Below are 17727 nucleotides of genomic sequence, written 5' to 3' on the forward strand. Positions count from 1 at the left end.
GAATGAATTTCAATTAGGTTGCAAATTGTAGCAAATTAAAAATTTGCGGTCAAAGCACAAACAAAAAATGCGGTGAAAAATCACCTCACTTTGTTTTTTCACATTTAGAATGTGTAACTCACATTCATTCGGAAATCACGCCCTGCGCCAGTTAGGCTGTTTACCCCTGCACGTTGGCTGTGGCTTTTGTAGTTCTTGTTGAACACGTTATCCACCGCAACATTAATGGTGAGATTTTCGTTTGCTTCCCAACTTGCGTAAAGATCATTGACGCCGTAACCCGGTTGTTTCACGCTGTCGCCTGAACCAGAACCACGGCTTGGTGTTCCCGTTTCACCTTCAACAAAACGTCCTTTCCAACCGATTTCAAGATTAGGTTGCTCAAATTTATAGGAAACCTCAGTCGTCCAAGTTCGCCCAGTAGCAACGGCAAATACGGTATTATCCGCCACATTGCCATAAACTTCTGGCTTACTTTCCGCAACGCCAAGGTGGAGCTTCCAGCCCGCTTGTTTATAGGTTGCCCCCAATTCATAACCTTGATTACGCAATAATGCGCCGTTGTAAATGACCTTATTTTTTAACGACATCGCATCTTTCACTTTTTGCCAGAAGTAACTACCGTTTAATGAGAAGCTGTCGTTCAGATCGTAGTTAAAGCCAATTTCTGCATTGCGTGCTTGTTCTGCACGGATATTGCTATCCACGCTAATCGTGCCAGAACCTGCAATAACCACTTCATATAAACGAGGGCTGCGGCTTGCATAGTTCAAGCTGGTATTCAGGCTTAAATCATCAGAAACTTGCCAAATTAAGCCCGCACTTGGGTTGAAATGCCCGTGGCTGGCTTTTTTACCATCGGAGGCTTTAAATTCAAAGTAATCGTAACGGGCTCCCGTAGTGAGTGTAACGGAACCAATTCCCCAAATACCCTCTACATAAAAGCCTAAATCGTCTTTACGCTGATTATGAGCCCCCACTGCCAGTTGGTTAGGTTTTCCCACTTGTTTACGATAGTTTACACCGTATTTCACAAGGTGATTTTCACCAATAGCGCTGTCTAAATTTAAGTTTGCCCCAGTGGTAAGAATACGGGTTTGCCCTGTAGGTTCTTTACGCACACGTTTAGTGTGATAAACATTGGCGTTGGCTTCGGTAATAAAGCCCATATTTTTACCCGTCCACTCTAAATTGGTGGTATCTTGCGTGGTCGTGCGGTAACGTGGATTGTTGTTATCTTCATTCACAACATAGTTACCGTTTTGATCAAGGACATAGTAAGAATCATTGCCGCGTCTGTCTTTCCCAGCATAAACGGAACTTAAGCTGTAACCCTTATTGCGTTGCTCTGGTGATAAGCGTGATGTAGAAATATAAGAATTGGTAAAATCAAATTCTTCACGCAATGCTCTTACGCCGTAATAGCGCTCTTGGCGATGGCTTAATACCACACGTTGATTTTCAGTAATATCCCAACCGAGTTTGGCTAATAAACCGCGCTCACCTAAGGCACTGTTTTGTACAATGTCTGAGCCGTTAAGGTTTTGATAGCCTTTACCGCCTTTGTAATTTTCTTTGTGATTCCAGTTACCAGAAAGCAAAGCATCAAATGCGCCTACTTTGCCATAAACGCTCATACCTTGGGTGTTACCTTTATTGCTACGAACCCCTGCGGTCAGTTTAAAGCCAAAGTTTTGCCCTTCTCTTAAGAGATCCTGCGCATCAACAGTGGTGGCGATGATCGAACCACTGGTCGCCCCAATCCCAGCACTGGCTGATCCCGCCCCTTTTTGCACATCAATACGCTTAATCAAAGCGGGATCGAGTAAAAACCGCCCTTCGTGATGGAAAGATTGTGTATCTGAATACGTATTATCCACTTTGAAATCAATTTGATCTTGTCCCATACCACGAATAGTTACCCATTGTGATGTCCCACCATTTCCGCCACCGAAATTGATGGCTGGCTCATCAAATAATAAACCACGCAAATCCGTTTCGGTGCTGCGTTCCATTTGTTTTAGGGTAACAACATTAGTTTTGCTCTTCGCACCCGTATTTTCTGTGATGACATCAATCACGCCGAGGCTTTCCGCTTGTACCGCCGTAGCAACAAGCGTAGCGAGAGGTAAAAGAACAAATTTTGCTTTTTTCATAATGAACTTCCTTTATTTCATATTGTCAAATTGTTGAGAATTATTATTGTTTGCTTTTGCATTTATAGTCAATAACTTAAAATTCAAAAAATAAAAATTTCTGAAACAGGAAGAAGATCGTTAAAAATTAAGAAAAATTTTGTAAAAAAGCACCGCACTTCGTGAAATAAATTAGATAATGTTTAAAGACGAAAAGTAAATGAAAGACAAAAGAAAAAGACGAAAGGCAAGCCACCTTTCGTCTTTGTGATTTTAGGATAGGAAAAACCTTTTATTCTGGCTGTTTTGTTGGTGAAATTTTTTCTACTTTTGCTTGTTTCACCATATTATCCGCCACTTCTAAAATGGTGATTTTTAAACCGTTGATTTCACATTCCGTGCCTTCTTCGGGGATTTCTTCCAAATGCTCTAAAATCAATCCGTTGAAAGTGCGCGCTTCGTCTGTGTCTAAATGCCAGTCAAACAATTTGTTCAGATCACGAATATTGGCAGAGCCTTCAATAATCATTGAGCCGTCAGATTGCTGGGTAACTTCTTCATCAATGGACGGGGCGGTTGAGGTGGTAAATTCGCCCACGATTTCTTCCAAAATATCTTCCAAGGTGACCAAGCCTTTGATATCGCCATATTCGTCCACCACCAAGCCAATACGCTCTTTTTTGCTGCGGAAATTCAATAATTGCGCATTAAGTGGCGTGCCTTCAGGGATAAAATAGGCTTCGTCCACCGCACGGATCAAAGTTTCTTTGCTGAATTCATTTTTATCTAGCATTAAGCGATAGGCTTCGCGCACACGCAAAATGCCTAGCACATTTTCGTCCATACTCTCTTTGTACAGCACCACTTTACTGTGCGCCGAATGGTTGAGCTGACGCATAATGGCTTTCCAATCATCGTCAATGTCGATTCCGCCAATATCGTTGCGCGGCACCATAATGTCGTCCACAGTAACTTTTTCTAAATCCAAAATAGAAAGCAACATTTCTTGGTGAGCAGAAGGAATGAAATGCCCCGATTGATTCACAATGGCGCGTAATTCTTCTGTGCTTAAGGAACTGGTTTTTTGCTCGTTTTTCACTCGGAATAATTTCATCAAGCCACGAATAATCAGGTTCATTAAGAACACAATGGGGCTAAAAATTTTCAGCAATGGGGTGAGAATATGGCTTGATAAAAACGCTACCTTTTCAGGATAAAGTGCGGCAATGGTTTTCGGGAAAATTTCCGCAAAGATCAACATTGCGAAGGTTAATGCTCCTGTGGCAATCGCCACGCCCATATCGCCATATAAACGCATACCAATAATAGTAGCAATAGCAGAGGCAGAAATATTCACAAGGTTATTACAGATAAGAATCAGACTAAGTAAAATATCTGTTTTTTTCAAAAGTTTTTCTGCTTTTTTCGCCCCTTTATGCCCTTTTTCGGCTAAAAAGCGCATACGATAGCGGTTGGCGGAAAGCAAGCCTGTTTCTGAACTGGAAAAATAGGCGGATAAAATAAGTAAAATAATTAAAGTGATAAATAACGTACTAAGGGGAATACTATCCAAAATCAAGTCCTTTTATAAAGCCATCGTTCTTGGGCGGTAAAATTAAAGCCCTAGCCCAAATGCAACTCGGCTGCCAAAATAGGCAATCGAAAGCAAAATCATACCTGAAATGCTATAAATAATCACCTTTTTTCCACGCCAATGCCATTTCCAATGCCCGATTAACGCGACACCTAGCACCAGCCACGCAAGGAAAGAAAAGATGGCTTTTTGTACATTTTGTACGCCGAAGAAATCAGGCAAATAAATCGCACCAGAAATTAGCGTTAAGGTCAGCAACACTTCGCCACTTAACATTAAGCGGAAAAAATGGCGTTCCACGGTCATTAATGGCGGAATAATTGGCGATAAAGCCAGTTTTTTGCTTTTAAGATTGCGGTCAATCCACCACAACTGCACAGCATATAAAGTGGCAATAAAACAGACAGCATAAGCCAACAGCGCCAAGCCAATATGCAAGAATAAACCCACATTGTGGATCAAATGCTGCACGATAGAAAAAGGTAAAAATGTTTGTAAAATCAAATTGATAATGGCGAGGCAATAGACGATCGGCAACAAAAACCATAGCGTATTCACCCGAAAACCAATGGCAAAAGTTGCTAAAGCTGCCACGATCACACTTAGCAAAGAACTGATGTCCATTAAGGTGAAAGTTTGCTCATTCGCCCAATGGGAAAACAACGGCGCAAGGCTAATGCCGTGGGTAATAATCGCCAAAAGTGCGGTGCAAAAAAACAATGTTTTATTCGGTTTTTTGGTTTGTTCGCCCGAATGGGCTTTCAACAACATCGGGGTAATGAGAAGAATGCTAATTAAATATAAAAAAATTGAAACAACGGCAAACCACATTTTTATTCACCTTTTTATTCGCTTTAATGCCAAATTAAGAACTATTCTTATTCTAGCCTTGCCGCACTAAAATCGCTATAAATTTCTTTCAAATGATGAAAATCTGTGGGATTTCAGTATAATTGGCACAATTTATTTCATTTCATTCCACTCAAATTTAGGAAAAACGATGTTTGAAAACCTTTCTGATCGGCTCTCGAAAACCCTGCGTAACATAACAGGGAAAGGGCGTTTAACCGAAGATAATATTAAAGATACCCTGCGCGAAGTGCGTATGGCATTGCTTGAAGCAGACGTTGCGCTGCCTGTGGTGCGTGAATTTATCAATAAAGTGAAAGAACGTGCTATCGGCGAAGAAGTAAATCGCAGCTTAACACCGGGGCAAGAATTTCTCAAAATAGTGCAATCCGAGCTTGAAAAAGCGATGGGTGAAGCAAATGAAAGCCTAAATCTTGCCACTCAGCCGCCTGCGGTGATCCTAATGGCGGGTTTGCAAGGGGCGGGTAAAACCACCAGTGTGGGAAAATTAGCTAAATTCTTGCGTGAACGTCAGAAGAAAAAAGTGATGGTGGTGTCGGCGGACGTGTATCGCCCTGCAGCGATCAAACAGCTTGAAACCCTTGCGCAAGCCGTTGGGGCGGATTTTTTCCCGTCTAACAGTCAGCAAAATCCAGTAGAGATTGTGCAAGCTGCCCTAGCAGAAGCTAAGCTCAAATTCTATGATGTATTGATTGTGGATACCGCTGGTCGCTTGCACGTTGATGGCGAAATGATGGAAGAAATCCAAAAAATTCACACCGCACTTAATCCTGTGGAAACTCTTTTTACCGTGGACGCAATGACGGGTCAAGACGCCGCCAACACTGCAAAAGCCTTTAATGAAGCGCTACCGCTTACTGGGGTGATTCTGACCAAAGTGGACGGTGATGCGCGCGGCGGTGCGGCACTTTCTATTCGCCAAATCACCGGCAAGCCGATTAAATTCCTAGGGGTTGGGGAAAAAACAGACGCCCTTGAGCCTTTCCACCCTGATCGTGTGGCTTCACGCATTTTAGGAATGGGGGATGTGCTTTCGCTCATCGAAGATCTACAACGTTCTGTGGATCAAGAAAAAGCGGAAAAAATGGCGAAAAAATTCCAAAAAGGCGATGACTTCACCTTGGAAGATTTCCGTTATCAGCTCGTTGAAATGAAAAAAATGGGCGGAATGATGACAATGCTTGAAAAATTACCGGGCGCAAAAAATCTGCCTGAGCATATTAAAAACCAAGTTGATGACAAAATGTTCATCAAAATGGAAGCTATCATCAATTCAATGACCCTAAAAGAGCGCGCCAAACCTGAGATTATCAAAGGTTCACGCCGCCGCCGCATTGCGCTTGGCTCAGGCACACAGGTGCAAGACGTGAATAAATTGCTCAAGCAATTTGACGAAATGCAACGTATGATGAAAAAAATGCGCAAAGGCGGTATGGCAAAAATGATGCGCGGAATGAAAGGAATGATGGGGGGAATGAGCGGCCTAGGTAGTCTTGGCAATATGTTCAAACGCTAATTAATCATAAAAAACGGTAAAAATAAAACCGCACTTTAAAAGTGCGGTTTTTTTGTGTTTATTCTAGTTCTTTTATTCCAGCTCCCCTTGCTGTTTTAAATATTCCAAGACTTTTTGTGTGGCGTGGGAACATTTTTCTTTGTCTTGATAACCAATCCAAGCCAATTCAGCAATTTCACTTTCAGGGCGATAATCGCCGATGAAATCCCCTTTGTAGCAGGTGAGCGTTACAACGCAATCCATATTTTTTCCGTCTGCTTGAGCGGAAAATGCACCGATTCGTTGAAGGCTATTTTCAATTAAGTCGATACCCAATTCTTCTTTAATTTCGCGCGTTAGGGCTTGTTGATCATTTTCGCCTTGCTCTCTTTTTCCGCCAGGGAGATAAAATTTCTCTTTGCCTTTAGAGCGCGCCATTAATACTTGTTTATCTTTAATGTATAGCCAAGCTAGCTTGTCGATTTGCGTTTTCATTTTTTTGCCTCGCTGAAAATAAAAATCTGCACCTTAAACGCAGAATATTGTATTCCTGTTTAAGGTGCAGATCAAAGTGCGGTGCTTTTTTTGCAAATTTTATAAAAATTACGCTTTAGCTTGCGCGCGTTTTACTAAAATAACAGAAAGAGTAAACGCAACGGCGAAAGAAATCACCATACCCACGCTGTACATTGCAAGGCTGTCTGGTTTAATAGACGGAATACCTAAGAACCCTGCTGCGCCAAGTGCTTGCGCTTTCACATTGAAGAATGCGATAAAGGCACTGGATAAACCTGAACCGATCATTGCTGCTAAGAAAGCTTGGCGATAGCGTAAGTTCACCCCGAACATTGCAGGCTCAGTGATCCCTAATAAAGCAGAAATACCTGAAGGAACGGCTAAACCGCGTACTTTTGGATCTTTCAATGCAAATGCCACGCCTAAACAAGCCGCACCCTGTGCGATATTTGACATTGCCGCGATTGGGAAGATGAACGTACCGCCCGATAATGACATATTAGAAAGCAGCTGTGTTTCTACGGCGATAAAGGTTTGGTGCATACCGGTGATAACGATTGGTGCATAGAATGTCCCGAAAATACCGCCACCGATAAAGCCGAGTTTGTCATATAACCAAGTTAAACCGATAGTGATCAAATCCCCTGCTTCACGTCCGATTGGCCCAATCACGGTGAACGCAAGTAAACCCGCGATAAAGAGCGAGAACATTGGGGTGATCAAGTTGTCGAGGTAAGATGGAACAAATTTACGGAACGTTTTTTCTAATGTAGCTAGTACCCAAGCAGAAATTAACGTTGGAACTACTGTGCCTTGGTAGCCCACTTTTTCGATTTCTAAACCGAACACATTCCAGTGTGTGATTTTGCCTTGCGCAGCGGTAAGGGCATAGTTCCAACCGTCTGCTAATGCAGGGTGAACCAACAACATTCCCAGTGCAGCCCCTAAGAACGGATTTCCGCCGAATTTACGGGTAGCAGAAAAACCAAGCAACACCGGCAAGAACACGAATGGCGCGTTGGCAATAGTATTAATAAAATCAACAAGATCGGAAAGATTGCTAAAACGATCGACTACGGAATAACCTGTAATTGGCTGACCAGAATCGCGCAAGGCTTGTGGTACGTCCCAGAAGAAACCTTGTGCGGTAAGCATACTGTGGATACCCATTAACAAACCGCCCGCCACGATAGCAGGGATAATTGGCACGAAAATATCCGCCAAGCCTTTCACCAAGCGCATAATTAGCCCTTGGTTATTTTCTGAAGCTTGTTTTGCCACTTCATTTTTGGTCATATCGCCGATGTTCAGCTGTTTTGCCATTTCATCGTGTACTTTATTTACGGTACCTGAACCAAAAATAATTTGATACTGGCCAGAAACTGCAAATTGACCTTTTACGCCATCAATATTTTCGATAGCCTCTTTGTCAATTTTGCCTTCGTCTTTCACCACAATGCGTAAGCGAGTTGCGCAATGTGCAAGCGCGCTGATGTTGTCTTTGCCGCCCAGTTTATCAATCACCTGCTTGGCAACATTTGGAAAATTCATCGGTTTTCTCCTCTTGTTGATGTTGAATTAAAATTGCACAGATTCTAGCTAAAACCTTTAAGCGTGGCTAGTGTAATGTGCAAAAACTTTGCTAATGATCAACTGAATTTAGCCAGTGTATTAATTTATCCAAATCTTTCTGCCAATTTTGCGATAGCTGTTCCAAATAATGGGGGATTTCACTTTCCCAATTTGGGTTTTCACTATGCTGGGCTTGTTCGGCGATTTGTTGGATACGTTTTAACCCCACCGAACCTGCCGCACCTTTGATTTTATGGGCAATGTTGCCGACTTCAGTTCTGTGCGCGGGTTGAGTTTGATAAATTTGATAAGCCGCCATTAATTCCGCCATATAATCAGGCATTAGCTGTTGGAAAAGTGCGGTGTTATTTTTTACTGTTTTTACTCCCAATAAAGCGACAAATTCATTGAGTGTAGCGAAATCTAGTGCGTCATCTTGCGCTATTGTTTCTTCTGTCATTTCTTTGGAAGAACGCTCCGTTGGTGGTAGCGCAATCTCATCAGTAAAATATTGATAAAGACATTGCGTCAGTGCCTCTAAAGAAAGGGGTTTACGCAGAATATCGTCCATTCCTTGCTGTAAATACGCTTGCTTATCGTGCATTACATTGGCAGTGAGCGCAATGAGTGGTGGCAGATAATCATATTCATCATTTTCGTATTTTTTGCGTAAATACTGGGCGATTTGAAAGCCCGACATATCGGGCAGCTGAATGTCAATGAGCAGCAAGTCATAGCTATTTTGTTCAAATTTTTCAATGGCTTGTTGTCCCGTCATTGCTACATCTACTTCATAACCTAATTTTTCCAGCACGGATTTCGCCACGATCACATTTACTTCAATATCTTCAATCAGCAAAATACGCAGTTGGCTTGGCAGATGTTGATGATAGGCTAACGGCTTGCTCACAGACTCGGCTTGAATAGTTAAGGTAAAAACGGAGCCCTTTCCCACCGCACTTTCCACACAGAGATCACCGCCCATTAAATTGGCAATAGTCTTGGAAACCGCCAAGCCAATGCCACTGCCGGCGTGCTGATATTGATTGGATTGCACGCGGTAATACATTGCGAAAATATTCGCCAGCTCGCTTTCTGCAATGCCAATACCCGTATCGGAAATGGCGAAAGCAAATTGCTGTTCGCCAGTTCGGCTAACTTTCAGCTTGATCACGCCTTTTGGGGTGAATTTCACCGCATTATTAATTAAGTTCCATAAAATTTGGCTTAATCTGGCACTATCTAGCATCAGCCATTGCGGTAAATCGGGTTCGTATTCCAGTTCAAATTTTAGCTGATTTTGCTCCGCCATTAAGGTGGCAAAATTGGCAATATCATTAAGAAAGGCATAAAAATCCGTTTCTTTGCGGTTTAACTCAATTTTGTGCGCATCAATTTTTTCCAAATCAATAATATCGCTAAAAATATGCCCTAAAGACACCGCGCTCATATTAATGGTTTTCAGATAATTGCGTTGTTCTTGGTTTAATTTGCCATCAAGTAAAATACGGCTTAAGCCAATAATGCCGTTCAGTGGCGTGCGTAATTCGTGGCTAATGGTGGTCATCAAGGCGGTTTTGTTACGGCTGTTTTGCTCTAAATCATTTAATGCCACAGAAAGTTTTTTTTCTGCCACCATTCTTTCCGATACTTCACGGCGTAAATTTTCCACTAATTTGGCTAATTCAAGGCGAGATTTTTCCAGTTTTTCCACCAAAAGAGTGAAGAAATAGATTACAAAGGGGGCGGAAATCAAGCCAAACACCACGGAACGCACCACGTCCGTCCAATAAACCGTTCCCACCACTATAAAGCTCAACAGCATTTGGGTACAAAGGGCGAGTATTGCAAGCACTAAAACGCCGAGTAAGGAAAATTTAACTCGTCCAAGACGAATCACCCAATCCACATAACGTTGTGCGAAGTGTTTGATATTTCTCATTTTACAACCTTGATTTAGCCAAATAGACAATGGCGTTATGATAACAACAACGCATAAAAAAAGAGATAAAAATTTGCCCTAGACAACGCTAGGGCAAAATTTGAATAGGTAAGAAGAAAAATGATGCGATAATTAACGGCTACGGAAAATAATGCGTCCTTTACTTAAATCGTAAGGAGTCATTTCCACGGTTACTTTATCGCCAGTTAAAATACGAATATAGTTTTTACGCATTTTCCCTGAAATATGTGCGGTTACAACGTGTCCATTTTCCAATTCCACACGGAACATCGTGTTTGGCAAGGTTTCTAAAATCGTGCCTTGCATTTCAATGCAATCTTCTTTAGCCATTAATTCCTCTAATATTAGTTAATAAATAAGTCAAAAAACGGGCGAATTATACTCTTATCAATCGCATTCACCAAGTTTTTTCTAGAAATTTAGTCTAATGCACAAGTTTTGATAAATTGTGGTAAAATCCGCCGCCGTAAAATTCACTTCATTTTTTATCTTCAATTAAGGACACATTTATGAATATTGCCACCCCACAAGCGGTGCTAGATTTTTGGTTTAGCGAAGAAAATCAGCCGTTCTGGTTTGTGAAAAGCGATGAATTTGATGACAAAATTCGCGAAAAATTTGACCGCACTTTAAAAGCCGCTGCGCAAGGTGAATGCGCCAACTGGCGTGAAACTATTGAAGGACGCTTGGCGGAAATCATCGTGTTAGATCAATTCTCGCGCAATTTATATCGCAACACCCCAGCTGCTTTTGCACAGGATTCAATGGCGTTAGTGCTGGCTCAGGAAGCCATTAAACAGCCAAATTTTGCTAACTTACCGACCGTATGGCGTAAATTTATGATTATGCCTTATATGCACAGTGAATCTGCCTTGATTCATCAGCAAGCGGTGGAATTATTTACCGCGCTCAATGATGATTACACCTTAGATTTTGAACTGCGCCATAAAGCGATTATTGATAAATTTAATCGTTATCCGCATCGTAATGCAATTTTAAATCGCACATCAACCGCGGAAGAAATCGAATTTTTAAACCAGCCTAATTCTTCTTTTTAATTCGGAGTATTGAATGATTCATAAATTAATGAAAGCTCGTGATCACCACGAAGTCCATCGTGTTGCCACCACATTAGAGCTTTATTTTGATTTAGTTTTCGTGATCGCCATTGCAGCGACTGCAAGCGGTTTGCATCACGCCCTTGCGGCGCATCATTTCAGTGAAGGCTTAATCCATTTTGCCACTTCATTTTTCTGCGTGTGGTGGGCGTGGATGAACTTTACTTGGTTTGCCTCTGCTTACGATAATGATGATTTTACTTATCGTATCGTAACAATGGTGCAAATGTTCGGCGCGATTATTTTAGCTATCGGCATTAATAATGTATTTGAGCACAACGATTATGTGATGATTTTGATCGGCTACATCGTAATGCGTGTGGCAATGGCATATCAATGGTTTCGTGCTGCAAAAGGTGATCCAGAGCGCCGCACCACCTGCTTACGTTATGCCTTCGGAATTATTTTCGCACAAATTTGTTGGACTATTGTGGCATTAAAATTCCCTTATTTATTCAACACCTTATTCCCATTCTTAGCCTTGCTTGAGCTTTCTGTGCCGGCCTGGGCGGAAAGCGCCAACAAAACCCCTTGGCACCCACATCACATTTCTGAGCGTTACGGCTTATTAGTGATTATCGTTTTGGGCGAAGGCATTTTGGGTGCAACTAACGCCATCACCCCATTATTCCACAGCAATGAAGCAATGCTCACCGAAGCATTCCCATTAGGCTTAGGGATTTCAGCATTAATGTTCTCTCTTTGGTGGCTTTATTTCAAAATGCCGTGGGGCGAATTTTTACACAGCGATCGCACGTTAAATAATGCCTTAGTCTATGGTTACGGGCATTTATTGATTTTCATCGCGCTCACTGCGTTAGGTTCAGGCTTAGAATTATTAGCGGACTCCGTGAAAGAATTTGGCACAATGGCGGAAGTGGTGGAACACGTAAGTTCAAATGCACATTCTGTTTCGCCTTTATTTGCAATGACCGTGTTAAGCATTTGCTCGGCGGTTTACCTCATTGCCTTAGCATTCTTGCGTTGGTACTTAGACAAAGACACCAATTACAGCGTGATCGGTTTTGTGCTTGCTATTGCAGCGACTTTCCTTGGCGTACTCTGCGTGTATTTAGGTATGCCGTTGCAATGGTCAATTTGGTTCACCGTGATTGCACCAATTGCAATGATCTCATTCTATAAAACGAAGCCAATTGGTTAAGTTTCATTGATCTTTCCCCTAGCTGAAAAAATGGGCTAGGGGAGATTTAACATTTTGATTTTTCTCACTCTTGTATTAGGATAACTAAACCTAATCTAAATAAGGAAGAGCATTATGTTAATTCACCTTTCAACACAACCTGCCAGCCCAGTTTGGGGCGAAAATGCATTATTGAGTTTTGCAAATGACGAAGGCACGGTTCACCTTAAACAAAATTCCACAAATTCCGACCGCACTTTAATTCAAAAAGCCGCGCGTAAATTGCGTAATCAAGGCATTAAAGAGGTGGAATTAGTGGGCGAAAATTGGGATTTAGAAAACTGTTGGGCGTTTTATCAAGGTTTTTATTCTGCAAAACAGGATTATGCCATTGAGTTTCCTCATTTAGATGACGAACCGCAAGCAGAGCTATTTGCCCGTATTCAGTGCGGTGATTTTGTTAGAGAAATCATTAATTTACCTTCCGATGTTATCACACCACAAAAATTAGCTGAACGCGCGGCGCAATTTATTGCGGAGCTTGCGGCAGAATACGCCAATGAAAGTGCGGTGAATTTTGAGATTATTTCTGGCGAAGCCTTATTAGAGAAAAATTATCAAGGCATTTGGAATGTGGGCAAAGCCTCCAACCATAAGCCAGCAATGTTGCAATTAGACTTCAATCCAAGCCAAGATCCAAACGCCCCTGTTTTAGCTTGTTTAGTAGGTAAAGGGATCACCTTTGACAGTGGTGGTTATAGCTTAAAGCCAAGTGATTCAATGTCCACAATGCGCACTGATATGGGGGGCGCAGCCTTAGTTACCGGTGCATTAGGTATGGCCATTGCAGGCGGTTTAAACCAGCGAGTGAAGCTTTATCTTTGCTGCGCGGAAAATATGGTAAGCGCCGAAGCAATGAAGTTGGGCGATATTATCACTTATCGTAATGGCGTAACCGCGGAAGTGTTGAATACCGATGCAGAAGGGCGTTTAGTGCTGGCTGATGGCTTAATTGAAGCGGATAAGCAAAATCCAACATTTATTATTGATTGTGCAACCTTAACGGGCGCAGCAAAAATGGCGGTGGGCAATGATTATCACAGCGTGCTTTCAATGGATAACGAACTCGTTGCAAGCCTATTTAACGCTGCACAAATGGCTAACGAGCCTTTCTGGCGTTTGCCTTTTGAAGAATTTCACCGCGCACAGATCAGCTCTCAATTTGCCCAAATCGCCAATATCGGCACCGTGCCAGTGGGCGCGGGCGCAAGTACCGCAACAGCATTTTTATCTTACTTTGTGAAAAATTACCAACGCCATTGGCTGCACATTGATTGCTCTGCAACTTATCGCAAATCAGCCAGTGATTTATGGGCAACAGGCGCAACAGGCATTGGCGTGCAGACCTTGGCGCATCTTTTACTCAACCAAGCAAATTCATAGGAGGAACGCGTGGAACGGACATTATCCATTATTAAACCTGATGCGGTAGAGCGTAATTTAATTGGCAAAATTCTCAGCCGCTTAGAAAGTGAAGGGTTTCACATCATCGCAATGAAAATGGTGCATTTAACGCAAACACAAGCAGAAGGGTTCTATGCGGAACATCAAGGAAAGCCATTTTTTGATGATTTGGTGAAATATATGACTTCCGCACCAGTGGTGGTTTCTGTGCTAGAAAAAGAAAATGCGATAAAAAACTACCGCACTTTAATGGGCAAAACTAACCCTGAAGAAGCCGATGAAGGCACATTGCGCAAAGAATTTGCTTTAAGCAAAACACAAAACTGTGTTCACGGCTCTGATAGCCCAGAAAGTGCTGCCCGTGAAATTGCTTATTTCTTTGCTGGCGAAGAAATTTGCCCAAGAGCAGAGTAATTTCGTGCTTTTTTAAAGCAAAAGAGCCAATAAAAATTGGCTCTTTTTTATAAGCATAAAAAATAGAAAATTAATCCAAACGGGCTGCCATTTTGAGCCAGTCAGCTTTAAATTCACGGCGCATATTATTGATTGCGTCAATAATATCGTGATGAACAAGTTGTTCGTTTTGAATGCCCACGCAGTAACCACCTTTGCCTTGTAAAAGCAGATCTACTGCATAAACACCCATACGTGAAGCTAAAATACGGTCAAAGGCGCAAGGTGTACCACCACGTTGGATATGCCCTAAAATGGTTGCGCGAGTTTCGTGTTTTACACGGGCTTCAATTTCTTTGGCTAACTCATTCACATCACAAATATGCTCTGTCATTGCAATGATTGCGTGGCGTTTACCTCTCAAAATACTACGTTCGATTTGTTGAATTAAGGCTTCGCGGTCAAATTCTACTTCTGACGCTACAATGTATTCACAGCCACCTGCAATCCCCGCTGAAATGGTTAAGTCGCTACAATGTCTGCCCATTAATTCCACGATTGAAATACGTTGGTGCGAACTTGAGGTATCACGCAAGCGGTCAATGGCCGTTACCGCCGTTTCTAATGCGGTTTGATAGCCGATGGTGTAGTCTGTTCCTGCTACATCGTTATCAATAGTGCCGGGGATACCCACGCAAGGGAAGCCGTGTTCTTCGGTAAGCAATTTTGCCCCCATATAAGAACCGTCTCCGCCGATAACAACGAGCGCATCAATACCGTGGGAACGTAAAATTTCCGCACATTTCGCCCGCACTTCTGGGTTTTTAAATTCTGGGAAACGTGCTGAACCAAGGAATGTTCCGCCGCGGTTAATAATATCTGATACGCTATAACGTGTTAATTGCTTAATTTTATTGTTATAAAGTCCATGGTAGCCATCATAGATCCCATAAACTTCTAAGCCTTCACCTAATGCTGAACGAACCACGCCACGGATCGCAGCATTCATTCCAGGGGCGTCCCCACCACTTGTTAATACGGCAATTTTTTTAATCATAATCGTTAATACCTTTATTCAAAGTTAATAATATAAAAACTGTGCGTAGCTTACACTATTCGCCAAATCCGCTCTAGAAAAATTTCGTGAATTCTATCACATTTTGATTTAGGTTAAGTATTTGGCTGTAAGCTATCAGCTTGAGCTTGTTCAATCTGCACCACGCTGGTTGGTTCGTGATGAATTACTATATCCACGCGGGGAAAACATTGGCGTAAACGCTGTTCAAGATGATCGGTAATTTGATGCGCTTCGACAAAAGAGAGATGATCATCGAGTTCTAAATGAAATTGAATGAAGCGAATTGCCCCTGAACGGCGTGTACGCAAATCGTGAAAGCCTAAAATATTCGGCTGCGATTGAATCACCTGTTCAATTTGCGCAATTTCTTCTGGCGGCAAGGCTTGGTCGAGCAATAACTGAATAGCATCGTAAAACATTTTTGCCGCATTACATAAAATATATAAAGCAATCAAAATAGCAAAAATCGCATCAGCCCACAGCGCCCCCCATAAACTCAAGCCTAAGGAACATAAAATGGCAATATTCATCAGCAAATCCGTTTGATAGTGCAAGCGATCCGCCTTAATCGCAGGGCTATCTGTTTGCTTGATGATATGGCTTTGATACAGCACTAGCAGCAAAGTTGCCACAATGGAAAATAGCGTAACCATAATGCCAAGATAGGTTTGATTTAACGGCTGCGGTGAAGTTAAACGGTAAATCCCTTGTAATAAAAGGAAGATCGCACTACCAGAAATAAACGCACTTTGAATAAGTGAAGCAAGTGATTCCGCTTTGCCGTGTCCAAAAGAATGGTTGTGATCCGCTGGCATTAGGGCAAAACGCAAGATCAGCATATTCATAAAAGAGGCTAATAAATCCAGCGTAGAATCCGTAATGGACGCTAGCATACTGACGGAGTCCGTTTTCCACCACGCAAAGCCTTTGATTAAAATCAACAGCAAGGCGGTGAAAATGGCACAATTCGCCGCCCGTTTCACCTGTTTAGAATAGACTTCTTGCATTAGGGATTACAGCTCCAAGTGAAATGCCCATTGTTTAATTTTTGCATTTCTTTATCCACCACATATTTCTTCAAATAACGAATTACTCGGTTATGTTTCATATTCATTAATTTGCGATCTTTGGCAATTTTCACAGAATATTGATATTGCACAAAACCGCAAAATGGAATGTCTTTACCCCGCGCCACGTTCACCTGCCAATCGGGATTTTGTTCGGTCGGATCGTAAATCACAAACGCAAACAGCTCATTTTTTTTGCTATAAATATCAAAATGCTCTACGCCGGTATTACGATAAACCCGTTTGCGCAAGGCAATGCGCTCCTCCAAGGTTCGCTGCTGCCAATTTCTATCTTGCAACAGTTCAATCGCGCTATGCCACTGTTCGGCAGTTTCGCCTTTTGGTACATAAACGTAACGAGCAATAGTGCCTAAATCTTGTTGCGAAGCAAGATAATAGCTTTGCCCACTGTGGTTAATTACCTCAGACACCGCTAATTGCGGTGAAGTGCTACAAGCCGTCAAAATAAGTGCGGTGAGAAAAACGGCAATTTTTTGCACCGCACTTTGGTTTCTTTCAATCCATTGTTTCATTTTATTCACTTAAATCGCGTTTAAACACGAATTCCTTGTCTGTTGATGAAGTGGCATCAAACCAGTAGCCACCGAGATCGAAATCTTTTAATTGTTCCACTTGAGTGAGTCGATGTTGAATGATGTAGCGACACATTAAACCGCGTGCTTTTTTCGCATAAAAGCTGATCACTTTATATTTGCCATTTTTATTATCTAAAAAGACTGGTTTTACAATATGCGCCTTCAACTCACTTTCCTTAACGGATTTATAGTATTCATCGGAGGCAAGATTGACTAACACATTATCCCCTTGCTGATCCAAGGCTTGTTGCACCGCCGCGGTGATAATATTGCCCCAAAAATGATACAAATCCTTGCCTTTCGGGTTGGCTAATTTTGTTCCCATTTCTAAACGATAAGGCTGCATTAAATCCAAAGGACGTAGCAAACCATATAAGCCCGACAACATTCTCAAGTGCTGCTGCGCGAATAAAATATCATCACGCGATAAATGTGCGGCATCTAGCCCCGTATAAACATCACCTTTGAATGCAAAAATCGCAGGGCGCGAGTTTTGTTCATTGTGAGCCTTATTCCACTCAGCAAAACGCGCCACATTTAATGCCGCTAATTTATCGCTAATGGACATTAGAGAGGCAACATCTTGCGGCGCAAGCTGACGACAAATCTCAATCAGCTGTTCGCTATATTCCGTTAAATCAGGCTGAGAAACATCAAATTTTTCCACCGCACTTTCAAAATCAAGGGTTTTGGCGGGAGAGATAATTGCTAACATAATGAAATCC

The 17727-nt window shown here is 42.1% G+C and carries 16 protein-coding genes; 5 read left to right on the plus strand and 11 right to left on the minus strand.

Annotated elements, in window-relative coordinates:
* Positions 1–104: 104 nt before the first annotated feature.
* The 3 genes from C3007_RS05120 to C3007_RS05130 form a co-directional block, all read right to left on the minus strand.
* Positions 105–2156, minus strand: coding sequence for a TonB-dependent siderophore receptor (locus C3007_RS05120; RefSeq protein WP_103853411.1), 2052 nt, complete (start codon positions 2154–2156; stop codon positions 105–107).
* A gap of 271 nt (positions 2157–2427) precedes the next feature.
* Positions 2428–3708 (minus strand): HlyC/CorC family transporter, encoded by a 1281-nt coding sequence (locus C3007_RS05125; protein ID WP_103853412.1) that lies wholly within the window; start codon positions 3706–3708, stop codon positions 2428–2430.
* A gap of 42 nt (positions 3709–3750) precedes the next feature.
* Entirely contained in the window at positions 3751–4560 is an 810-nt protein-coding gene (locus C3007_RS05130) for a cytochrome C assembly family protein (RefSeq protein WP_103853413.1), read from the minus strand.
* A 169-nt stretch (positions 4561–4729) separates the two neighbouring features.
* Here C3007_RS05130 and ffh point away from each other — a divergent pair, with 169 nt between their 5' ends.
* Entirely contained in the window at positions 4730–6115 is a 1386-nt protein-coding gene (ffh, locus tag C3007_RS05135) for a signal recognition particle protein (protein ID WP_103853414.1), read from the plus strand.
* Positions 6116–6187: 72 nt separating this feature from the next.
* Here the strand turns inward: ffh and C3007_RS05140 are convergent, their stop codons facing one another.
* From C3007_RS05140 to infA, 4 genes are all read right to left on the minus strand, one after another.
* Complete coding sequence (locus tag C3007_RS05140; RefSeq protein ID WP_103853415.1) at positions 6188–6589, minus strand: NUDIX hydrolase; 402 nt, start codon at positions 6587–6589, stop codon at positions 6188–6190.
* 108 nt (positions 6590–6697) lie between these two features.
* The gene (locus C3007_RS05145) at positions 6698–8161 is read right to left on the minus strand and encodes a sucrose-specific PTS transporter subunit IIBC (protein ID WP_103853416.1); all 1464 of its coding nucleotides are present in this window, start codon (positions 8159–8161) and stop codon (positions 6698–6700) included.
* 91 nt (positions 8162–8252) lie between these two features.
* A complete protein-coding gene (locus C3007_RS05150; RefSeq protein ID WP_103853417.1) occupies positions 8253–10124 on the minus strand; it encodes an ATP-binding protein in 1872 nt (623 codons plus the stop codon).
* Positions 10125–10256: 132 nt separating this feature from the next.
* Entirely contained in the window at positions 10257–10475 is a 219-nt protein-coding gene (gene infA, locus C3007_RS05155; RefSeq protein WP_005627617.1) for a translation initiation factor IF-1, read from the minus strand.
* Positions 10476–10654: 179 nt separating this feature from the next.
* Between infA and C3007_RS05160 the strand changes: the two genes are divergently transcribed.
* The 4 genes from C3007_RS05160 to ndk all read left to right on the plus strand — a co-directional run bounded on the left by C3007_RS05160 (position 10655) and on the right by ndk (position 14282).
* Positions 10655–11203, plus strand: coding sequence for a DUF924 family protein (locus C3007_RS05160; RefSeq protein ID WP_103853418.1), 549 nt, complete (start codon positions 10655–10657; stop codon positions 11201–11203).
* A 13-nt stretch (positions 11204–11216) separates the two neighbouring features.
* On the plus strand, positions 11217–12425 hold the full coding sequence (locus C3007_RS05165) for a low temperature requirement protein A (RefSeq protein WP_103853419.1): 1209 nt from the start codon (positions 11217–11219) through the stop codon (positions 12423–12425).
* Positions 12426–12539: 114 nt separating this feature from the next.
* On the plus strand, positions 12540–13847 hold the full coding sequence (gene pepB, locus C3007_RS05170) for an aminopeptidase PepB (RefSeq protein WP_103853420.1): 1308 nt from the start codon (positions 12540–12542) through the stop codon (positions 13845–13847).
* Positions 13848–13856: 9 nt separating this feature from the next.
* Positions 13857–14282, plus strand: a complete 426-nt coding sequence (gene ndk / locus C3007_RS05175) for a nucleoside-diphosphate kinase (protein ID WP_103853421.1) — start codon at positions 13857–13859, stop codon at positions 14280–14282.
* A gap of 70 nt (positions 14283–14352) precedes the next feature.
* On the opposite strand, the gene pfkA is transcribed toward ndk, so the two are convergent.
* The 4 genes from pfkA to yaaA form a co-directional block, all read right to left on the minus strand.
* Positions 14353–15318 (minus strand): 6-phosphofructokinase, encoded by a 966-nt coding sequence (gene pfkA / locus C3007_RS05180; protein WP_103853422.1) that lies wholly within the window; start codon positions 15316–15318, stop codon positions 14353–14355.
* A gap of 113 nt (positions 15319–15431) precedes the next feature.
* Complete coding sequence (locus C3007_RS05185; RefSeq protein WP_103853423.1) at positions 15432–16346, minus strand: cation diffusion facilitator family transporter; 915 nt, start codon at positions 16344–16346, stop codon at positions 15432–15434.
* Positions 16346–16906, minus strand: coding sequence for a hypothetical protein (locus tag C3007_RS05190; RefSeq protein ID WP_172459849.1), 561 nt, complete (start codon positions 16904–16906; stop codon positions 16346–16348). The genes C3007_RS05185 and C3007_RS05190 overlap by 1 nt, the downstream gene beginning before the upstream one ends.
* 34 nt (positions 16907–16940) lie before the next feature.
* The gene (yaaA, locus tag C3007_RS05195) at positions 16941–17717 is read right to left on the minus strand and encodes a peroxide stress protein YaaA (protein WP_103853425.1); all 777 of its coding nucleotides are present in this window, start codon (positions 17715–17717) and stop codon (positions 16941–16943) included.
* Between the last annotated feature and the right edge of the window lie 10 nt (positions 17718–17727).

Origin of the sequence: Avibacterium gallinarum (genome assembly GCF_002921135.1) — a bacterium.
Lineage (GTDB): Bacteria > Pseudomonadota > Gammaproteobacteria > Enterobacterales > Pasteurellaceae > Avibacterium > Avibacterium gallinarum.